Below are 19,663 nucleotides of genomic sequence, written 5' to 3' on the forward strand. Positions count from 1 at the left end.
CCAACTCCCACCCTTCCCGACCCAGGGTCGTCTTGCCACAGACATTTCCAGCCTGCGTCCGGAATTCCCTGCCTCAGTCCCGCCCCCCGAACCGCGCCTTCAGCCGCTCCACTTCGGCGGCCTCCAGGCGGCGGAACAGCGGCGGGATGAGCTGGAACTGCCTGCCCGGAGCCAGCGCAGACAGGTCGACGCACCGCTGCAGGGGGACCTTCCGTTCATCCGGCGTCAACTGCAGGGCGTCGAACACCCTCTGGGCGGTGAAGGGGAGGATCGGCTCCGCCGCAAGCGCGAAGATGCGGACCAGGTTCAGCGCGGTGCGCAGGACCATGGCCCCCGCCTCCCGGTCCTCCTTCACCAGGTTCCAGGGGGCCCGGTCCTCTAGGTAGCGGTTGCCCAGGGTGCAGAGCCGACGCATCGCCTGCACGGCCTTGCGGAACTCCACGCTCCGCAGGTGCGACCGGTACTCCCCGACGGCCGCGGCGCACTCCCGGGCCAGCGCCTGCTCCCGCTCCCCGGGCTCGCCGCCGGCCGGCACGTAGCTGTCAAGTCAAAGTGGGGTAAGCGTCCTCTCCCTGAGTATGCGTTCAGCAATTGCGAAGGCAAATATCGAAGCACAGTGCGCCCCTGGACAAACCCTCCTGCGCTTTCTACGCACTCGCCTGCCGCGTGGGGATCATGCGGCTGCGCCACGGAGCCGGCTGTCCGCGGGAGATGAGTTCTGAGGTCGGCACGGCCTGCGCCAGACGCTTCAATCGCCGGCCCAGTTCGCTGTTTCCTGCCGCGCTCGCCAACAGAGGCAGCCGTGCCGCCAACCAGCCTGCAGGGTCCGTCGTGGCCAATCTCTCGATGACCCGGCACGGACCATGGCGCCGGTCGACAGCCTTCGCCTCGGGCCAGCGCCGCTTCTGCCATCCGCCCAGCCAGTGCTTGAGCTGCCCTTCGGCCTCCAGAGAGCGAATCTGCGCCATGTGGTGCGCCCCGCTCGTTCCCCAGCTCATCCCCTTCTTTGTCATCCGCACCGCAAGGACATGGTTAATCTCGGCCTCCGCCGCACCGAGACCTCTCGCGCCTTCAGGCGCAGGCTTTGGGCCGCCACGCCAATCCAACAACCCGTCCCAGTTCGCCTTCAGGTAGCGCCGCAGTTCCTTCACTCACTTTACCTGGTCCTCGCCCCGGGCCACAGCCACCGCCTCGTTCAACACTCGCCCAAGACCCTTCAGGTCCCCGCTGCGCACCGCATTCAGCGCTCGCCTGACCAGATCCGGCGCAAAGCCCAGCGCCTCTTGAATTGCCCGATTCCGGTGGAACGGGTCCAGGTACAGTTCTACGTTCGAAAAGTGCTTTCGCGCTTCCTTGATCCACTCCGCTCCATCGCCATTTACGATCACCCGTCCCACCTTCTCCGGGTCGTACCGTTGCGCAAAGCAGATATCCCCACGCTCCCAAAACGCCTCTGCCTGCATGTACCCGGCCCAGACCGCCTTGTTCATTAACCGGAACCGCTCGCCTGCCGGGCTCTCGGCCTCCCATCCCTCGTGCATCACGGCCAGCTTCAACTCCGCCACTCTCTGGCGTTCCCGCTGCAGGGGAATGTACATGCCGTCTGCCTCGATCACCACCATCTCAGCGCCACGGCCTTCGCTCTCAGGTGCCTGACCCCGTTCAAAAACCGCCTGCACCTCTTCACGAAACTGCCGATCCCGCTCCTGTCCCGCCTCCTGCAGCCACCGGTGCACCTCCTGGTGGCTGACAGGTACCCTCAGGTGTTCCCGCAGCACAGTCGCCGCCTCGCGAAACGACATCCTGGCCGCCAGCTCCACCGCCAGTTCCTGCACCAGCGGGCAGAAGCGCTCCTCCGGCAATAGCCCCAGCATCTCGTCCAGCGGATAGCGGTATGCCCAGCTGCCGTCCGGTCGCCGCTGTCGGTAGCCACGGGGCCGAAACCGGATCTCCATCCCGAAGAGGCTGACCAGCGTCCGCTCACGCGGCCCGATCGATTCCCACCCCTTCAAGCTCTCCTCTCGCTCCCGCTGGTTCTCTATCTCGGCCAGCACCGTCTCAACCTGCTGGCAGAAATCCGCCGCCAGCTTCTCCAACAGCCACTGAACAAGATCCTTGAAGGACGTCACAGAATCCGCTACCTTGAACATAGGACCTCCCCCCGGAATCCTTCGGGATTCTGAGTGTGTCGCCACTCAGGGGAGGTCTTTACTATTTCACGTTCGCTGATCCTGCTTGCCCCAATTTGATGTTACTCATAGGGCGGCGTAGCCGGTGCCGCCCCGGGCCGTGCGGTCTATCGTGTCTGCCAGAGAACGGGGCAGGAGGATCGTCCAGCACCGGATCGGCGGCGGACTCGTCTGAACTGGGGGAGGCTCCATCGGCGCCTGTGCGGACCAACATCCTCGGGGCGCCGTCCCCGATGTGCAGCGTCGCCTCGGCCCCTCCTCTCGATCTGGGCCTGGAACAAAGCTGCCGGCAAAGCGGGGCACGCTTCCCAACCGAACCGCAGGGGGCTGCGGTCGACAGCAGGGAGGAACGGGGATGGAGAAAGGGCAGATCCGCCAGTGGGTGTGGGATGAACTGACCCGTCGCGGCCAGGCGGCCTTTCCGAAGCCGGTCCACGGGCGGATCCCCAACTTTGTGGGCAGCGCGGCCGCTGCAGCGCGGCTGCGGGAGCTGGAGGTCTACAGGCAGGCCAGGGTCGTCAAGGTCGGGCCGGACTCCCCGCTCCACCCCATCCGGGCGATGGTCCTGCGGGACGGCAAGAAGCTCTACATGCCGACGCCGCGGCTGACGGCCGGCTTTGTCGTCCTGGAGGGCGTAGAACCCGGACGGGAGCGGGAGGCGACCAGCCTGACCAACTTCCGTCGCTTCGGCCGGGAGGTGCGGCTGGAGGAGATCGACCCGATCGATCTCGTCGTCGCCGGGACGGTGGCCGTCAGCCAGTCCACGGGGGTGCGGATCGGGAAGGGGGCCGGGTACGGCGACATGGAGTTCGCCCTGCTCTGCCGGCTGGGCAAGCTCCGGCCCGACACCCCGGTGGTGACCGCCGTCCACGATCTCCAGGTGGTGGATGCGCCGGACCACCCGCTGGGGGTGGAGCTGCCGTGGGACCCCCACGACATCTCGGTCGACTACATCGTCACCCCCACCCGGACCATTGCCGTGCGCCGGGCTCACCCGCAGCCGACCGAAATCGACTGGTCGCTCCTGGAGCCGGAGCGGCTCCGCGCGCTTCAGCCCTTGCTCGAGTTGCGGCGGATGCAGGGCGGCAACCCGTAACCGGGTCCCATCCCCTTGCGCACGGGACCCGCGCGGGCAGACTGAACGATGCGGTCCTACCTTCGCCGGGCCGCCGGACGTTCCCTGGAGCACAGCTTGTCCGTGAAAACGCTCCCCAGCAACCGCCACAGAAGCCCGATCGGCCGAGGTGACCTCACCGATGCAGTCGCTGCTCCTCTTCGGGCTGGCCATCCTCCTCTTCGGCGCCAGCCTGGCCAAGCTTCTGGAAGGGCTTTACGCCATCCGGGCGGTACCCAGCCTGGCCCATGAGGTGCCCCCGAACGCCTCCCTGGGACCCAACCCGCCGCCCCGGGTCTCTGCGATCGTTCCGGCATGCAACGAGGCCCGGTCCATCGAGAGCGCCGTCCGCTCCCTGATCCGCCAGGACTACCCGAATCTGGAGGTGGTGCTGGTCAACGACCGCTCCACCGATGGGACCGGCGCGATCATGGACCGGCTTGCCAGGGAGTTTCCGCAGGTGACGGTGGTCCACATCGACCGCCTCCCCGCGGGATGGCTGGGGAAGAATCACGCCCTCTGGGTGGGCGCCCGGCACGCCTCGGGCGAGATCCTCCTCTTCACCGACGCCGACGTTCACTATGACCCGACCACCGTCAGGCGGGCGGTCGCCTTTATGGAGCAGCGCCGGCTCGATCATCTGACCCTCGCCCCTGATCTGACGGTCCGGGGCTATTGGCTGGAGGCCTGGGTCGGCTTCTTCGTCATGGCCTTCCTCGCCTACAAGACCCCGTATCGGGCCAATGACCCGCGCTCGAAGGTCGGCACGGGGATCGGCGCCTTCAACATGATCCGGCGGACGGCCTACGAGGCGATCGGCACGCACCGGGCGATCTCGCTCCGCCCCGATGACGACCTGCGCCTCGGGCAGCGGCTGAAGCGGATGGGGCACTCGTCCCACGTGGCCATGGGCCGGGGGCTGGTCTCCGTCGAGTGGTACACCTCGCTGCGGGAGGCGATACGCGGGCTGGAGAAGAACGCCTTCGCAGGCTTGGAGTACAACCTCGGCACGGTCTTCGCCTCCGTGGTGGGCATCCTGGCGATCATGGTCTGGCCGTACGTTGCGCTCTTCCTCACCGAGGGCTGGACCCTCGGCCTCTACGCCGGAGCCATCCTGCTGCAGCTGGCGCTCTACGTCCTGGCAAACGGAGCGGGTGGGCCCCGGATGTGCCAGCTCGCCCTGGCGTACCCCGTTGCAGCGCTCCTCTTTGCCTATGCCATCGCCCGCGCTACCTACCTCACCCTGCGCCGGGGCGGCATCGCCTGGCGGGGAACCTTCTACCCGCTGGCGCTGCTGCGGAGCCAGAGCGGGCTCCCGGACTAGCGGCCGTTTCCGGTCAGGCTGTAGATAAGAACGGGCACCCCATCGCGGGTGCCCGTTGTTGATCACACGACGGTGGTACAAGCCTGAGTTATCGGCGGTGAACCAGTGAAGCTGGAACTCACGCCTGGGTCCCGCAGCTACTCTGCTTTCTTCATCCTAACCAGGTTTCCCAGCACCATCGCGGCCTCGGCGCGGGTAACGGGCTGGTCGGCGGCGAAGGCGGCGCGGGCCGGTGCCTTCCACAATACCCCGGGCAGCCAGTTCCACCACGGCGTCGCACCAGGGCGTGCCGGCGCAGACGTCTGCGCAGGTGAACGCGGTGCTACGTGAGCATGAACAAGCGATCGTGTCTCGGCGCCTTGGCAGGGCACAGGGGGGCTATCCCTCCCTCTCCACCCGCGCGACGCACTCCACGTGCGCCGTGTGCGGGAACATATCCACCGGCTGCACCTCGACGGTGCGGTACCCCATCTCCGCCAGCCGGCCCAGGTCCCGGGCGAGGCTGGCGGGGTTGCACGACACGTAGACCACCCGCCGCGGCGCCACCTGCGCGATCGCCTCCAGCACCGGCCCGTCGCAGCCCTTGCGGGGCGGGTCCAGCACGATCACGTCCGCCCGCACCCCCTCCGCCGCCAGCCGGGGCATCTCCACCGCCGCGTCGCCGGCGATGAACCGCACGTTCCCGATGCCATTGCGGGCCGCGTTCTCCCGGGCGTCCGCCACCGCCTCCTCCACCCACTCGATGCCGACGACCTCCCGGCACCGGCGCGCCAGGAACAGCGAGATCGTGCCGATGCCGCAGTAGAGGTCGATCACCGTCTCCGAACCGGTGAGGCCGGCGTACTCCAGGGCCTTGTCGTACAGCACCTCGGTCTGCGCCGGGTTCACCTGGAAGAAGGAGACGGGGGAGATGCTGAACTGCAGGTCGCCGATGTAGTCGGTGATCGCATCCCGCCCCGCGAGCACGCGGCTCTCCCGGCCCAGCACCACGTTGGTGCGGGCCGGGTTGATGTTCTGCACCACGCTGACCAGCTCGGGGATGCGGGTCATCAGCTCCCGGGCGATGTCCTTGCCGCGGGGCAGATGCGGGCCGTTGGTCACCAGCACCGCCATCGCCTCGCCGGTCCCCCGGCCCACCCGTGCGAGCACGTGGCGCAGGACGCCGGTGTGGCTGCGCTCATCGTAGATCGGCACGCCGAACCGCCCGGCCAGCTCCTTCACCTCGGCCATGATCCGGTTGGCCAGCGGGTGCTGGATGGCGCACCGCTCGATGTCCACGATGCGGTGGCTGCCCGGGGCGAAGAAACCGGCGATCACCCGGCCGGAGCGCCGTCCCACCGGGAACTGCGCCTTGTTGCGGTACCCCCAGGGATCCGCCATGCCCAGGGTCGGGTGCACCGTCACCCCACTCAGCCTCCCCAGCCGCTCCACGGCGTCGACCACCTGCTGCCGCTTCAGCCCGAGCTGCGCCTCGTAGGCGATGTGCTGCAGCTGGCACCCGCCGCACTTCCCCACCACCGGGCAGGGCGGAGCCACCCGGTCCGGCGACGGCTCCTCCACCCGCACCAGCGCCGCCCGGGCGTAGTTCCGCTTCACCTCCTGCACGCGCGCGGACAGGCGGTCGCCGGGGGCGCCGCCGGGGATAAATACGGTCAGTCCCTCATAGCGGGCCACGCCCTCGCCGCTGCTGCCGAGGCCGTGGACCGTCACCTCGATCTCCTGCCCCGGGCGAACCGGGGGCTTCTGCGTCTCCTGCATGCTCATAGGCAGAGTGTACCACAGAGCGCCCGCCCGCGCACAAGCCCAGGGCCCTTGGCCACCTTTGGACCCCACCTAGTTGCCGGTCCGGGACGCCTCCGCCTGGCGTGCCTTGTACGCCTGCAGCCACTGCAGGGTCTCCCGGAAGGCGGCCGCGGTGTCGGTAGGCACCAGCCCCAGCTCCCGGCGGGCTTTGTCGTCGCTCATGATCCAAGGGGCGGTCCAGTTGCGGATCTCGTGGGGATGGACCAGCGAGCGCCGCCGGAAGGTCAGGCGCGCGCCGATGGTGGCCAGGCGCGCCGCGCCCATCAGCACCGGCACCGGCATCGCCCAGCGGGGGCTGCGGCCGCCGCTCACCTGCGCCAGGAGGCCGAAAAGCTGCTCCTGGGTCAGGTTGGGCCCCACCAGGTGGTACACCTCGCCCGGCCGCCCCCGCTCCATCGCCGCGACCGTGCCGCGCACCACGTCCCGCACGAAGACCAGGTTGACCACCGCCTGCCCCGACCCCAGGTAGAAGGGCAACCGGCCGTTCTTCACCATCCAGATCAGCGTGTTCATGCCGTCGGGGTCGCCCGGACCGAAAACCGCGCTGGGCCGGACCACGACCACCTCCAGCCCCCGTTCCTGGTAAGAGAGCGCCAGCCGCTCCTGCTCCAGCTTGGTAATCCCGTAGGCATCGGGCAGGGGCGCAGCCTCGTCCTCCTCCGTGCGGGCGCGGTAGCGGCCGTTTTCGTCCTTCACCGCCGGCCCCCCGGCCGCGATGGAGGACATGTGCACCACCCGCTTCACGCCCGCGGCCGCGCAGGCGTCCAGCAACCGCCGCGTGCCCTCCACGTTGATGGCGCGCATCCGGCGAAGCGATCCCTGGAAGTTGATCCGCGAGGCCAGGTGGTAGACCCGGTCCACGCCCGCGGCCGCCCGCGCCAGGGAGGCCTCGTCCCCCAGGTCGCCCTCGGCCACCTCCAGCGCCGCGCAGAGCGGGCCGAAAACCGCTTCCGCCTTCTGCCGGGAACGAACGAGGATCCGCACCTGCCTCCCCTGCTCCACCAGATGAGGCACCAGCTGCGAGCCGATGAAGCCGGTGGCGCCGGTTACCAGGTCCACGGGCCACGCCTCCTTTCAATCTTTACCGAAAAGATTAGACGCCCCCGCCGCAGTTCCTACGGCGGGGGGCGTCCTTACTTCTGCGCCTGCTCTTCGAGCGCCTGGGTCACCAGCTTCAGGGCCATCTGCGGGTTGGCCCGCCCACGGGTCCGCTTCATGATCTGGCCGACGAACCACTGGGCGGCCGACTGCTTGCCGGCCTTCCAGTCCTCGAAGACCTTCGGGTTGGAGGCCACCACCTCCCGGGCGATGGCGAGCAGCTCGCCCTCATCGGCCACCTGGGTGAGCCCCTCTTCCTTGACGATGGTCTCGGCGTCCTTGCCCGTCTCCACCATCTTGTCGAAGACGGTCTTGGCGATCTTGCCGGTGATGGTTCCCTGCTCGATCAGCTTCAGCATGCCCACCAGCTGCTCGGGCGTGACGGGGATCTGTTCGGGGCCGAGCCCCTTCTCGTTCATCACCCGGTACAACTCGTTGATCTGCCAGTTGGCGACGGTCTTGGCCTGGCCGGCGCCGGCCAGCTCCACCGCGTGCAGGAACCACTGGGCGTACTCCCGCTCGGCGACGATGACGGAGGCGTCGTAAGCGGAGAGGCCGTACTCGGTCATCAGCCGCTGCATGAGGGCGTCGGGCAGCTCGGGCAGGCCGGCCCGGATGCGTTCGATCTCCTCGGCCGACACCTCCAGCGGCGGCAGGTCGGGCTCGGGGAAGTAGCGGTAGTCCTCGGCGTCCTCCTTGGAGCGCAGCAGCACCGAGATGCCCTGGGCGTCGCGCCAGGAACGGGTCTCCTGCTCGGGCTGGCCGCCCTCCTCCAGGATACGGATATGCCGCTTCTCCTCGTACTCGATGCCCCGCATGACGGCCGAGAAGGAGTTGACGTTCTTCAGCTCCGTCCGCACGCCGTACTCGCTGGACCCCGCCGGGCGCACCGACAGGTTCACGTCGCAGCGCATGGAGCCCTCTTCCATCTTCACGTCGCTGACGCCCGAGTACTTCAGGATCGTGCGCAGCTTCTGCAGGAACAGGCCGGCCTCCTCGGCCGAGCGCAGGTCCGGTTCGGTGACGATCTCGATGAGCGGCACGCCGGCGCGGTTGAAGTCGACCAGCGAGTAATCCGCCGCCGCGACGTCGTCGCCGGCATGGAGCAGCTTCCCCGCGTCGGTCTCCAGGTGGATCCGCTTGATGCGGATGCGGCGGGTGGTACCGTCCTTCTTCGTGATGTCCACGTAGCCGTCGTAGCACAGCGGCAGGTCGAATTGGCTGATCTGGTAGCCCGAGGGCAGATCGGCGTAGAAGTAGTTCTTCCGGTCGAACTTGGAGTGCCGCTGGATCTTGCAGTTCAGGGCCAGTCCCGCGCGGATGGTGTACTCCACGGCCTTGTAATTCAGGACCGGCAGCGCGCCGGGCAGGGCGAGGCACACCGGGCAGACGTTGGTGTTCGGCTCGGCCCCGAACTCGTTCTTGCAACCGCACCAGATCTTGGTCTCAGTGGACAGCTCCACGTGGACCTCGAGGCCGATAACGGTCTCCCACTTGGCGGTGGACACGGCTACCGACCTCCTTCCTCAGTCAGGGCCGGACGGGCCTCGTGATGCTTGGTCACCTTCTGGTACGCCCAGGCGATCTGCAGGATCTGGGTGTCGGCAAAGGGCTTGCCGATCAGCTGCATCCCGACCGGCAGGCCGTCCACGAACCCGCAGGGGACGGAGACGGCCGGCAGCCCCGCCAGGTTGACCGGAATGGTGCAGATATCGCCCAGGTACATGGAGACCGGGTCGTCGACCTTCTCCCCGATCTTCCAGGCGGTGAACGGCGTGGTGGGGGTCACCAGGGCGTCGTACCGCTCAAAGGCGCGCTCGAAGTCGCGCACGACCAGGGTGCGTACCTGCTGCGCCCGCCGGTAGTAGGCGTCGTAATGGCCTGCGGAGAGGACGTAGGTGCCCAGCATGATGCGGCGCTTCACTTCCGTGCCGAAGCCCTCGCCGCGGGTCTTGCTGTACATCTCGTGCAACCCGCCGGCCTGGGCGGCGCGGTAGCCGTACCGCACGCCGTCGAACCGGGCCAGGTTTGAAGAGGCCTCGGCGACCGCGATGACGTAGTACGCCGACAGCGCGTACTCGGTGGAGGGCAGCGAGCACTCCTCCACGGTCGCGCCGAGCTCCTCCAACTGGGCAATGGCCTCCTCGACCCGGGCCTTCACACCGGGGTCGATGCCGGGGCCGAGCAGCTCCTTCGGCACGCCGAGGCGCACGCCGCTGAGGGACGGTTCGCCGCCGAACTTCAGCGCCGGCGGGGTGCGCCCGGCGTTGGTCGCGTCGCGCCGGTCGGGTCCGGCGATCACCTCGAAGAGCCGGGCCACGTCCTCCACATCGCGGCCCATCGGACCCACCTGGTCCAGCGACGAGGCGAACGCGACCACGCCGTAGCGGCTGACGTACCCGTAGGTGGGCTTCAGCCCGACGATGCCGGTGAATGCGGCCGGCTGCCGGATGGAGCCGCCCGTGTCCGTGCCCAGGGCGAGAGGGGCCTCCCCGGCCGCGACCGCCGCGGCCGACCCGGAGGATGAGCCGCCGGGCACGCGCTCCAGGTCCCACGGGTTGCGGGTCACGCCGAACGCAGAGGATTCGCCCGAGGAGCCCATCGCGAACTCGTCCATGTTCGCCTTGCCGATGATCATCGCGCCGGCGGCACGCAGCCGCTCCACCACCGTCGCGTCGAAGGGCGAGACGTACCCCTTCAGGATGCGGGAGGCGCAGGTGGTCTCCATCCCGCTGGTGCAGATGTTATCCTTCACCGCGATCGGCACGCCGGCCAGCGGGCCCAGCTCCGTGTCGCCGGCCTTGCGGCGCGCGTCCAGCTTCTTCGCCCGCTCGATCACGTGATCGGCCGCCACCGTGATGAACGCGCCCACCGCGGGTTCAACCTGTGCGATGCGGCTCAGGGCAGATTCCGCAATTTCCACCGCCGACAGCTCCCCGGCCAGAAAGAGCCGGTTGAGCCGGGCCGCGCTCAGCATGTGCGTCATCCCAGACATCCCTTAGCCCTCCGTAATCTTCGGCACCTTGTAACAGCCGGCCTCCGCCTCCGGGGCCAGCGCCAGAACCGCCTCCCGGTCCAGCGACGGCAGAGGCTTGTCCTCCCGGAAGGGGTGCTGCAAGGCGACGCCGTGGTAGGTGGGAGGCACATCCGCCACGTCCAGCCGATTGATGCGTTCCACGTGTTCGAGAATGCGGTTGAGTTGCTCCGCGAAGGTCTCGATCTCTTCCTCGGAGAGGCTCAGGCGGGCCAGCCGGGCCACGCGCTGAATCTCGTCCCGCGTTACCGCCACTGTCGATCACCACCATCCCGAATTTCGGACAACTTGTTCAGCCGGAGCGTGCGCGTAACTACCTGATTCTAACACACCGCATCCCAGACAAGCAATGTCGCTGCCAGCGCCTGTACGCGCCGGATGGCCGGACCCACAGGGTCCGGCCATCGTCGGGTTGGATTCTTCCTCTACTTCGTCCGCATGTGGCAGGCGACCCAGTGGTCGTTGCCCACGTCCACCAGCGGCGGCTCCTCCTCCTTGCAGATGTCGCCGACCTGCGGCTGATAGCGGCACCGGGTGTGGAACCGGCAGCCCGAAGGCGGATTGACCGGCGAGGGCACGTCGCCCTCCAGCACGATCCGCTCCCGCTTCAGCGTCGGATCGGGGATCGGAATGGCGGACATCAGCGCCTCGGTGTACGGGTGCAGCGGATTGGTGTACAGCTCGTTCGCCGGCGAGATCTCCATCATCTTGCCCAGGTACATCACGCCGACCCGGTCGGAGACGTGCTTCACCACCGCCAGGCCGTGGGCGATGAACAGGTAGGTCAGCCCGAACTCCTTCTGCAGGTCCTCCAGCAGGTTGAGCACCTGCGACTGGATCGACACGTCCAGCGCCGACACCGGCTCGTCGCAGACGATCAGCTTCGGGTTCAGCGCCAGCGCCCGGGCGATGCCGATACGCTGCCGCTGGCCGCCGGAGAACTCGTGCGGATACCGCCGGGCGTGGAACGAGGCCAGGCCCACCACGTCCAGCAGCTCGTGGACCCGCTTGGTCTTGGCCGCGCCCCGGGCCACGCCGTGGATCTCCAGCGGCTCGCCGATGATGTCGCCCACCGTCATGCGGGGGTTCAGCGAGGAGTACGGGTCCTGGAAGATGATCTGCATCTCCCGCCGGAGCTTGCGCATCTCCTCGCGGTTCAGTTCGTAGATGTTCCTTCCCTCAAAGTAGACCTGGCCTTCCGTGGGCTCCTGCAGCCGCAGCAGAACCTTGCCCATCGTGGTCTTGCCGCAGCCGGACTCGCCCACCAGACCCAGCGTCTCACCGCGGCGGATCTGGAAGGAGACGCCGTCCACCGCCTTGGCGTAACCCACTGTGCGGGCGATGATGCCGCCGCCGGTGACGGGGAAGTGCTTCTTCAGGTTGCGCACGTCGACCAGGACGTCGCCGGTCTGCGCCTTGGTGCCAACCGCGGTGCTCATCACGCCGTGACCCCCTTCATGAGCCGTTCTTCAGCGAGGAAGCAGGCAACTTTCCGCCCGGGCGCCACCTGCTGAAGGGTGGGCTGTTCGGCCCGGCACCGGTCGGTTGCCACGGGGCACCGCGGATGGAACCGGCAGCCTTCGGGCAGGTTCAGCGGATTCGGCACCGCGCCCTCGATCACGTGCAGCTTCTCAACCTCCTGATCGAGGCGCGGGATCGACTTCAGCAGACCCTCGGTGTACGGGTGAAGGGGATTCTGGAAGAGAGCGACCGCATCGGCCTCCTCCACCACCTTGCCGGCGTACATGACGACCACGCGCTCGCACATCTCCGCCACGACGCCCAGGTCGTGGGTGATGAGCATGATCGCCATGCCCAGCTCCTTCTTCAGCTTCTTCATCAGCTCCAGGATCTGGGCCTGGATCGTCACGTCCAGCGCGGTGGTGGGCTCGTCCGCGATGAGCAGCTTCGGGTTGCAGGACAGCGCCATCGCGATCATGACGCGCTGCCGCATACCGCCCGACAGCTGGTGCGGATACTCCTTCACCCGCTGCTCGGGCAGCGGGATGCCAACCAGCCGCAGCATCTCGATGGCCTTCTCGATCGCTTCCTTGTGCGACAGGCCCTGATGCAGCTCGATGGCCTCGGCGATCTGATCCCCGATGGTGTAGACCGGGTTCAGCGAGGTCATCGGCTCCTGGAAGATCATGGAGATCTCGTTCCCCCGGATCTTCCGCATCTCCGCCTCGGACTTCTTGAGCAGATCCTCACCCTCGAACAGGATCTCGCCACCCACGATCTTGCCCGGGGGATTGGGAATGAGCCTCATGATCGAGAGGGAGGTTACACTCTTCCCGCAGCCGGACTCGCCCACGACACCCAGGGTTTCACCACGGTTGATATAGAGATCCACCCCGTCAACGGCCTTTACGACGCCGTCTTCGGTGAAATAGTGGGTCTGAAGGTTTCGGATTTCGACCAGCTTCTCGCTCACAGGCTCACTCCTCTTCTCCTTCACACCTACACATGACTCCGCCCGGCGTTTCATGCCCGCCTCATGACAATACTCCCTTTGTGCTCATGAGACGCAGTTTCGCGCGGGTTGGTTTAGATTTTTTCGCTCAGCCTATACGCGAATCCTCCCGATTCCCCCTGCATCATCTTGGCGAGGTTTCCCTAGCCCTGGAGATAGCGCTCGCAGAACTCGTCTTCGGTGAGCACCGGGATGCCCAGTTCCTGAGCCTTCTGCAGCTTGGAGCCCGCGGCCTCCCCCGCAACGACGAAGCTGGTCTTCCGGCTGACCGAACCGGCAGCCTTCCCGCCCAACTGCTGGATCAGTTCCTCGATCTCCTTCCGGCTCCACCGCACCAGCGTCCCGGTGACCACCACGGTCATGCCCGCCAGCGGCCCCTCTGCCGGCCCAGCCTTCTTCTCGCCCACCATGTTCACGCCCGCGGCCCTGAGCTTCGCCAGCAGCTGATGCGAGCGGGGCGAGGCGAAGTAGTTCTTCACCGACTCCGCGATCTTCGGCCCCAGGCCGGGGATGGCCGTGAGCTCGTCGAGGCCGGCCTGCTCGATCGCCTCCATGGATCCGAAGTGGTCGGCCAGGAGCCGGGCTGCCCGCTCGCCGACGTGCCGGATGCCCAGGGCGAAGATCAGGCGGTGCAGGGGGTTCTGCCGGGTGGCGTCGATGGCCGCCAGCAGGTTGTCCACCGACTTCTCGCCCATCCGCTCGAGGCGGATGAGCGCATCCCGCTTCTCGTGGAGCCGGTAAAGGTCGGCGGCGTCCTCGATCAGGCCGTGGTCCAGCAGCGACTGCACCAGGGCCTCGCCCAGCCCCTCGATGTTCATGGCGTCCCGCGAAGCGAAGTGCAGGATCGCCCGGTACTGCTGGGCGGGGCAGAGGTTGTTGGTGCAGCGGGTCGCCGCCTCGCCTTCGATCCGGACCAGCTCTGCGCCGCAGGCGGGACACGTCTTCGGGAAGGTCCAGGGCTGGGCGTCGGGCGGCCGTTTCTCCGGCACGACCCGCACCACCTCGGGGATGATCTCGCCGGCCTTGCGGACGATGACCGTGTCCCCGACTCGGATGTCCTTCTCCCGGATGTAGTCCTCGTTGTGCAGCGTGGCGCGCTTCACCGTGGTGCCGGCGATGCGCACCGGCGCCAGGTCCGCCGACGGCGTCACCACGCCGGTGCGCCCGACCTCCAGGCTGATGCCCACCACGGTGGTCTCCCGCTCCTCCGCGGGGAACTTGTAGGCGATCGCCCAGCGAGGGAACTTGGACGTAAAGCCCAGCCGCCGCTGCTGGGCGAGGTCGTTGACCTTGATCACCAGGCCGTCGATCTCATAGGGCAGCTCGTGCCGCCGCGCCTGCCACCCGGCCACCCAGTCCAGGACCTCGTCGATGGTGTGGGCCAGGTGCCGGTGCGGGTTCACCTTGAAGCGCCAGGCCTGAAGCCGCTGCAGCGCACTCCAGTGGTCGGCGATGCCCAGGGCCTCCGCGTCCACCACCTGGTAGAGGAAGGCGTCCAGCCGCCGCTCCCGGGTCTTGCGGGGATCCTTCTGCCGGAGTCCGCCGGCCGCGGCGTTACGGGGGTTCTGCAGCAGGGGCTTCCCCTCGGCGGCCAGCGCCGCATTCAGCTCCTCCAGCACCTGCTTGGTCATGTAGACCTCGCCCCGCACGATCAGCCGGGGCGGCACCGGGGCCTCCGTCCCGTCCAGCCGGAGCGGGATCGAGCCGATGGTGCGCAGGTTCTCGGTGACGTCCTCGCCGGTCTCGCCGTCGCCCCGGGTCGCGCCCTGGACGAAGAGGCCGTCCTCGTAGCGAAGCGAGATCGAGAGCCCGTCGATCTTCAGCTCGCACACGTAGGAGACCGGCTCGCCGCCCAGCCCCTCGCGCACCCGCCGGTCGAAGTCCCGCAGATCCGCCTCGCTGAAGGCGTTGTCCAGGGAGTACATCGGCGGCTGGTGGGGTACCTTGGCGAAGTCGGGCGCGGTGGCCCCGCCGACCCGCTGCGTCGGCGAGTCGGGCCGCCGCAGGTCCGGGAACGCCTCCTCCAGCTGCTTCAGCTCCTGCATCAGCTCGTCGAAGGCGGCGTCGCTGATCTCCGGCTCATTCTTCACGTAATAGAGGTACTCATGGTGGCGAATGGTCTCGATCAGTTCCGGGATCCGCCGCTCCGCCCAGGATCGATCCATGCTGCTTCCCTCCCCAGTCACTCCGCCTCGGCCGCGGCCGGGCGCAGGTAGCTGGCCACCAGTACCCGCTGCCCGGCCGCCCCGGCGAACTGCACGGTCACGGTGTCGCCGATGACGGCCTTCACCACGCCCTCACCGAACCGCTCGTGACGCACCCGGTCCCCGGGCTGGAACTGCGGCGTCTCCTCGGACGGCGGTTCCAGGGCCTTCTGCAGCCGGCGGGCCTGCGCGGTCCGACCCCAGCCCGCCGCGCCGATGGCCGGCGAGAAGTCGTCGTCCTCCCACTCCCGGCGCCGCGCAGCCCGCGCGCCGCCATCCCACGCCGGCCGCCGCACAGCCGCCCCGGCGTCCTCCCAGGCGGCGCCGTCGTCCCAGGCGGACCGGCGCGGCCCGGACGCACCGGCGGCCGGGGTCACCTCCTCCACCAGCTCCGCCGGAATCTCCAGCAGGAACCGGCTGGGCGCATTGTAGTTGGACTGGCCCCACAGGTTGCGGCTGACAGCGTTGGTCAGATAGAGCCGCAGGCGCGCCCGGGTCATGCCCACGTAGCAGAGCCGGCGCTCCTCCTCCATCTGCACCTCGTCGGTCAGGGCCCGATTGTGGGGGAATACCCCCTCCTCCAGGCCGACCAGGAAGACCACGGGAAACTCCAGCCCCTTGGCCGAATGGAGGGTCATCAGAGTCACCTTGTTCTGCCCCTCGCCCACCTGGTCGGCGTCGGTGAGCAGGGCCACCGTGGCCAGGAAGCTGTCCAGGTCCCGGAGGCCGTCCAGCTCCTCGCCGGCCGGCGGTTCGAACTCCGCGGCCATCGAGCGCAGCTCCTGCACGTTCTCCAGCCGCGCCGCCGCCTCCAGCGAGGTGTCGGCCCGGAGCTCCTCCAGGATGCCGGTGCGCTCCAGCACGGCGTCAATCAGCTGGCCCACCGTGCAGTGCGCGCTCAGGTTGGTCAGCTCCTCGATGAGGGCGCCGAACTCCTCCATGCGCTTCTGGTAGGTGCCGGAGAGGCCCGGCACCATCGAGCAGTCGAGGGCGGCCAGTGCCACCGGCACCTGCCACTGCTCGGCGTAGTCCACCAGCTTGTCCACCGTGGCCGGGCCGATGCCCCGCTTCGGCACCCCGACGGCCCGGCGGAACGACACGATGTCGGCCGGGTTGGCGATGATGCGCAGGTAAGCCAGGACGTCCTTGATCTCCTTGCGCTCGAAGAAGCGCAGGCCGCCGTAGATGCCATAGGGGATGGAACGGCGCACCATGGCCTCCTCCAGCGCGCGGGACTGGGCGTGGGTGCGGTAGAGCACGGCGAAGTCCTGGTAGTCCAGGCGGGTGCCGTCGGGCAGGCCCTCGGCCACCAGCCGCTCCACCTCGCGCGCCACGAACGCCGCCTCGTCCCGCTCGTCGGCGGCGGTGAAGTGGTACACCGGGTCCCCGGGGCCCGCCGCCGTCCAGAGCCGCTTCTCCTTGCGGCCCGTGTTGTGCCGCACCACCGCATAGGCGGCGGAGAGGATGTTCTGCGTGGAGCGGTAGTTCTGCTCCAGCTTAATGGTCCGACAGCCGGGGAACTGCGCCTCGAACTCCAGGATGTTGCTGATGTCCGCCCCGCGCCACGAGTAGATGCCCTGGTCGTCATCGCCGACGACGGCCAGGTTCTGCTTCTCCCCGGCCAGCAGGAAGACCCACCGGTTCTGGACGTGGTTGGTGTCCTGGTACTCGTCGACGAGGATGTACTCGAACTTGCGCTGGTAGTACTCCCGCACGTCGTCGAACCGCTCCAGCAGCTCCACGGCCTTCAGCAGGAGGTCGTCGAAGTCCAGCGCATTGCCCGAGCGCAGCTGCTCCTGGTACAGCGCGTAGACCTTGGCCACCTGCTGCCGCCAGTAGTCGCCGGCCCGGTCGGCGAACCGCCGGGGATCCAGCATGGCGTTCTTCGCGTTGGAGATCGTGCCCAGCACGGCGCCGGGCTGGAACTGCCTTTCCGACAGGCCCAGCCGCTTCAGGCAGTCCCGGATGACGGCCTGCTGGTCCTCGGCATCCAGGATGACGAAATTGCGGCCGTAGCCCAGCCGCTCAATGTCCCGCCGCAGCATGCGGACGCACGTCGAGTGGAAGGTCGCCGCCCAGACCTCGCGCGCCCTCGGGCCCACCAGTTGCTCCACCCGCTCCCGCATCTCGGCGGCCGCCTTGTTGGTGAAGGTGATCGCCAGGATGCGCCAGGGATCGATCCCCCCACCCAGCAGGTGGGCGATCGCGCCGGTGTCGATGGGCCCCGGGCCCTCGACGGCCAGCCGCAGCGCCTCGAGGTCGTCCGCCGTCAGGCCGGGGGGCGGCGGGGCGTCAGGGTCGTACTCCGGCCCGAACAGGATCAGGTGGGCGATGCGGTGGGCGATGACGCGGGTCTTCCCGCTTCCCGCTCCGGCCAGGATGAGCAGCGGCCCCTGACCGTGCAGCACCGCCTCCCGCTGCTGCTCGTTCAGCCCGGAGAGCAGCCGGCCGCGCACCGCGGCCCGCAGGCGCTGGTACTCACGAACAGATGAAGGATCAAGCATGATCGCGGGTCACCTACCTCACGACAGGGGGATTTCTCGCCCGCCCGCCGGTCCTCCTTCCTCCCCCTCTTTTCCGCCACTTTCGACAATGGGTTGACCCGTTCCATCATCTGGCAATAAGGGTTGACAGTCGGTTTCGGCTCCTGGTAAAGTGGGTAGCGTTGCCAAGAACTACATGTGACACTTCTTATTATTCAGATATATTGACCGTATGAGGTCTAAAGGAGGAACCGACTGTGCGCCAACGACTCCGCCGGCGCGGCTTCCTCTGGGCGGCCCTGGCGCTCGGAGTGGCGGCCGTTCCCACCATGCTCGCGGCGACGGCGGCCGAGCCCGCGCAAGACGCCGAACCGGTTCTGCCCGAACCTGAACCCGATCCGACGGCGGAGCTGCCGCCCGACCCCGCGGAGCTGGGGCGGGCCCGCCTGGAAGAGCTGGCCGCCCGCATCGAGGACCTGGCCCCGGAGGAATACCGCCCCCTGGTGGTAGAGGTCGCGGACCGGTACGGGGTCGACCCCCGGCTGATCGCGGCCGTCATCACCGTGGAGAGCCGGTGGGATCCGGACGCCGTGGGCGCCCACGGCGAGCGCGGCCTCATGCAGATCCTGCCCTCCACCGGCCAGTGGCTGGCCGGCGTCATGGGGCTGGAGGCGTACGACCTGAGCGACCCCGCCACGTCCGTGGAGATGGGCACGTTCTACCTGTCCGCCCTCATCGCCGAGTACGGCTCGGTGGACGTCGCCCTGGCCGTGTACAACGGCGGGCCGCGCGCGGCGGCCGGCTGGGAGACCAACCCGTACCGGGAACGGGTACTGGCCGCCTACAGCTCGACCTTCCCGCGCGAGCAGCGCGAGCTGCTCGACCTCGCGTCCTGATCGGGCGCGCGCTTGCCCCCGGCCGCCTGTGCGACCGGGGGCCGCTGTCTGTCATTGACCGCCGCCACCGCCGCCCTGCTGGCCTCCGCTCTGACCGCCACCCTGTCCACCACCCTGTCCACCGCCCTGGCCGCCGCCCTGTCCGCCGCCCCGGCGGGAGTCTTGGGTTCCCTTGGACAGGATGTCCTGCAGCGTCTCACGGATCGCCTGCTGCAGCTGTTGCTGGACGATGGGGTCCTCCAGCATCTCCGCCAGCTTCTGCTGAATCAGCTGCTCGCCGGTCGGCGAGCCCATGACTTCCTTCACGGCATCGGTCAGCGCGTCCTTGCCCTCCTGCGTGTCGAGGGCCATCTCAAGGATCTCCACGCCGGCCTGCTCCTTGACCTGAAGACGGATGTAGTCCTTCATCTCCGGCTCGCTCAGGCTCTCCCTGACGGCCTTCCGTACCTGCTCCGAACTGGGTTCCGGCGACTGCTGCGGCTGCTGCTGCGCCATGCACCCGGAAAGGAGCAGGGCGCAGAACGCCATGGCTGCCCACCGTGCTCGCACCGTACGCAATCCCCCTCCAACTGGCCATCGCACGGGTTTGCCTTTAGCGTTCACCAGCGGAAGGGCGTTGATTCGGAGCGCGTCCGGAGCGGGCGGGCGACGCGGAGCAGAAGCGACGGTGGGCCGTGCACCTGCACGGCCCACCGTCGCTTCTGTCGTCTGGCGGAGAGAGAGGGATTCGAACCCTCGCGGGGCTTGCGCCCCCTACAGCTTTAGCAAAGCCGCCCCTTCAACCACTTGGGTATCTCTCCGCGGCGGAATGCTTCCGCCGCCCGATGGGCGGCGCAAAAGATAATATACCATGTCCGTGCCCGTCATGCAACCTGGTGGCAGAATGCGGCAGACCGCCGGGCAGGAATGAGAAAAGCCGTGCTCGCACGAGCACGGCCGCTGGCGGAGAGAGAGGGATTTGAACCCTCGCGGGGCTTGCGCCCCCTACAGCTTTAGCAAAGCCGCCCCTTCAGCCACTTGGGTATCTCTCCGCGAGGGATTGCAT

Annotated in this window: 14 protein-coding genes, 2 tRNA genes and 1 pseudogene; 3 read left to right on the top strand and 14 right to left on the bottom strand. The window is 68.2% G+C overall.

Going from position 1 to position 19,663, the window contains the following annotated elements; translation table 11 throughout:
* Positions 1 to 73 precede the first annotated feature (73 nt).
* Both STH_RS13990 and STH_RS14000 read right to left on the bottom strand, forming a co-directional pair.
* On the bottom strand, positions 74 to 535 hold the full coding sequence (locus tag STH_RS13990; RefSeq protein ID WP_011196932.1) for a class I tRNA ligase family protein: 462 nt from the start codon (positions 533 to 535) through the stop codon (positions 74 to 76).
* Positions 536 to 647: 112 nt separating this feature from the next.
* A pseudogene (locus STH_RS14000) lies at positions 648 to 2,150 on the bottom strand (ISLre2 family transposase).
* A gap of 394 nt (positions 2,151 to 2,544) precedes the next feature.
* Between STH_RS14000 and STH_RS14005 the strand changes: the two are divergent.
* Positions 2,545 to 3,285 (top strand): 5-formyltetrahydrofolate cyclo-ligase, encoded by a 741-nt coding sequence (locus STH_RS14005; protein WP_011196935.1) that lies wholly within the window; start codon positions 2,545 to 2,547, stop codon positions 3,283 to 3,285.
* 160 nt (positions 3,286 to 3,445) lie between these two features.
* Positions 3,446 to 4,627, top strand: coding sequence for a glycosyltransferase (locus STH_RS14010; RefSeq protein WP_043714207.1), 1,182 nt, complete (start codon positions 3,446 to 3,448; stop codon positions 4,625 to 4,627).
* Positions 4,628 to 5,005: 378 nt separating this feature from the next.
* Here STH_RS14010 and rlmD read toward each other — a convergent pair whose 3' ends face one another.
* The 9 genes from rlmD to STH_RS14055 form a co-directional block, all read right to left on the bottom strand.
* Complete coding sequence (gene rlmD / locus STH_RS14015) at positions 5,006 to 6,385, bottom strand: 23S rRNA (uracil(1939)-C(5))-methyltransferase RlmD (protein ID WP_011196937.1); 1,380 nt, start codon at positions 6,383 to 6,385, stop codon at positions 5,006 to 5,008.
* Positions 6,386 to 6,460: 75 nt separating this feature from the next.
* Positions 6,461 to 7,489, bottom strand: a complete 1,029-nt coding sequence (locus tag STH_RS14020; RefSeq protein WP_011196938.1) for an SDR family oxidoreductase — start codon at positions 7,487 to 7,489, stop codon at positions 6,461 to 6,463.
* 74 nt (positions 7,490 to 7,563) lie between these two features.
* A complete protein-coding gene (gene gatB / locus STH_RS14025; protein ID WP_011196939.1) occupies positions 7,564 to 9,036 on the bottom strand; it encodes an Asp-tRNA(Asn)/Glu-tRNA(Gln) amidotransferase subunit GatB in 1,473 nt (490 codons plus the stop codon).
* Between the two features lie 2 nt (positions 9,037 to 9,038).
* Positions 9,039 to 10,505, bottom strand: a complete 1,467-nt coding sequence (gene gatA, locus STH_RS14030) for an Asp-tRNA(Asn)/Glu-tRNA(Gln) amidotransferase subunit GatA (RefSeq protein ID WP_011196940.1) — start codon at positions 10,503 to 10,505, stop codon at positions 9,039 to 9,041.
* A 21-nt stretch (positions 10,506 to 10,526) separates the two neighbouring features.
* The gene (gene gatC / locus STH_RS14035) at positions 10,527 to 10,817 is read right to left on the bottom strand and encodes an Asp-tRNA(Asn)/Glu-tRNA(Gln) amidotransferase subunit GatC (protein ID WP_011196941.1); all 291 of its coding nucleotides are present in this window, start codon (positions 10,815 to 10,817) and stop codon (positions 10,527 to 10,529) included.
* Positions 10,818 to 10,987: 170 nt separating this feature from the next.
* Entirely contained in the window at positions 10,988 to 12,001 is a 1,014-nt protein-coding gene (locus STH_RS14040; RefSeq protein ID WP_043714211.1) for an ABC transporter ATP-binding protein, read from the bottom strand.
* Positions 12,001 to 13,050, bottom strand: coding sequence for an ABC transporter ATP-binding protein (locus STH_RS14045; protein ID WP_173355296.1), 1,050 nt, complete (start codon positions 13,048 to 13,050; stop codon positions 12,001 to 12,003). Before STH_RS14045 ends, STH_RS14040 begins: the two co-directional genes overlap by 1 nt.
* 128 nt (positions 13,051 to 13,178) lie before the next feature.
* On the bottom strand, positions 13,179 to 15,200 hold the full coding sequence (gene ligA / locus STH_RS14050; RefSeq protein ID WP_011196944.1) for an NAD-dependent DNA ligase LigA: 2,022 nt from the start codon (positions 15,198 to 15,200) through the stop codon (positions 13,179 to 13,181).
* Between the two features lie 17 nt (positions 15,201 to 15,217).
* Positions 15,218 to 17,743 carry an ATP-dependent helicase gene (locus STH_RS14055; RefSeq protein WP_050742303.1) on the bottom strand — a complete coding sequence of 842 codons (2,526 nt, stop codon included), beginning with the start codon at positions 17,741 to 17,743 and terminating at the stop codon, positions 15,218 to 15,220.
* Between the two features lie 236 nt (positions 17,744 to 17,979).
* Between STH_RS14055 and STH_RS17545 the strand changes: the two genes are divergently transcribed.
* Positions 17,980 to 18,618 carry a lytic transglycosylase domain-containing protein gene (locus STH_RS17545; RefSeq protein WP_011196946.1) on the top strand — a complete coding sequence of 213 codons (639 nt, stop codon included), beginning with the start codon at positions 17,980 to 17,982 and terminating at the stop codon, positions 18,616 to 18,618.
* Positions 18,619 to 18,669: 51 nt separating this feature from the next.
* Here the strand turns inward: STH_RS17545 and STH_RS19090 are convergent, their stop codons facing one another.
* From STH_RS19090 to STH_RS14075, 3 genes are all read right to left on the bottom strand, one after another.
* Positions 18,670 to 19,167 carry a hypothetical protein gene (locus STH_RS19090; RefSeq protein WP_193775517.1) on the bottom strand — a complete coding sequence of 166 codons (498 nt, stop codon included), beginning with the start codon at positions 19,165 to 19,167 and terminating at the stop codon, positions 18,670 to 18,672.
* A 160-nt stretch (positions 19,168 to 19,327) separates the two neighbouring features.
* Positions 19,328 to 19,418 (bottom strand) — tRNA-Ser (locus tag STH_RS14070).
* A 140-nt stretch (positions 19,419 to 19,558) separates the two neighbouring features.
* A tRNA-Ser gene (locus STH_RS14075) sits at positions 19,559 to 19,649 on the bottom strand.
* Positions 19,650 to 19,663: the final 14 nt, after the last annotated feature.

The organism is Symbiobacterium thermophilum IAM 14863, from assembly GCF_000009905.1.
GTDB lineage: Bacteria > Bacillota > Sulfobacillia > Symbiobacteriales > Symbiobacteriaceae > Symbiobacterium > Symbiobacterium thermophilum.

Coding starts and splice junctions, on each gene's coding strand:
- STH_RS14005 (WP_011196935.1), top strand. CDS start 2,545: ATGGAGAAAGGGCAGATCCGCCAGTGGGTGTGGGATGAACTGACCCGT.
- STH_RS14010 (WP_043714207.1), top strand. CDS start 3,446: ATGCAGTCGCTGCTCCTCTTCGGGCTGGCCATCCTCCTCTTCGGCGCC.
- rlmD (WP_011196937.1), bottom strand. CDS start 6,385: ATGCAGGAGACGCAGAAGCCCCCGGTTCGCCCGGGGCAGGAGATCGAG.
- gatA (WP_011196940.1), bottom strand. CDS start 10,505: ATGCTGAGCGCGGCCCGGCTCAACCGGCTCTTTCTGGCCGGGGAGCTG.
- STH_RS14040 (WP_043714211.1), bottom strand. CDS start 12,001: ATGAGCACCGCGGTTGGCACCAAGGCGCAGACCGGCGACGTCCTGGTC.
- STH_RS14045 (WP_173355296.1), bottom strand. CDS start 13,050: ATGAAACGCCGGGCGGAGTCATGTGTAGGTGTGAAGGAGAAGAGGAGT.
- ligA (WP_011196944.1), bottom strand. CDS start 15,200: ATGGATCGATCCTGGGCGGAGCGGCGGATCCCGGAACTGATCGAGACC.
- STH_RS14055 (WP_050742303.1), bottom strand. CDS start 17,743: ATGCTTGATCCTTCATCTGTTCGTGAGTACCAGCGCCTGCGGGCCGCG.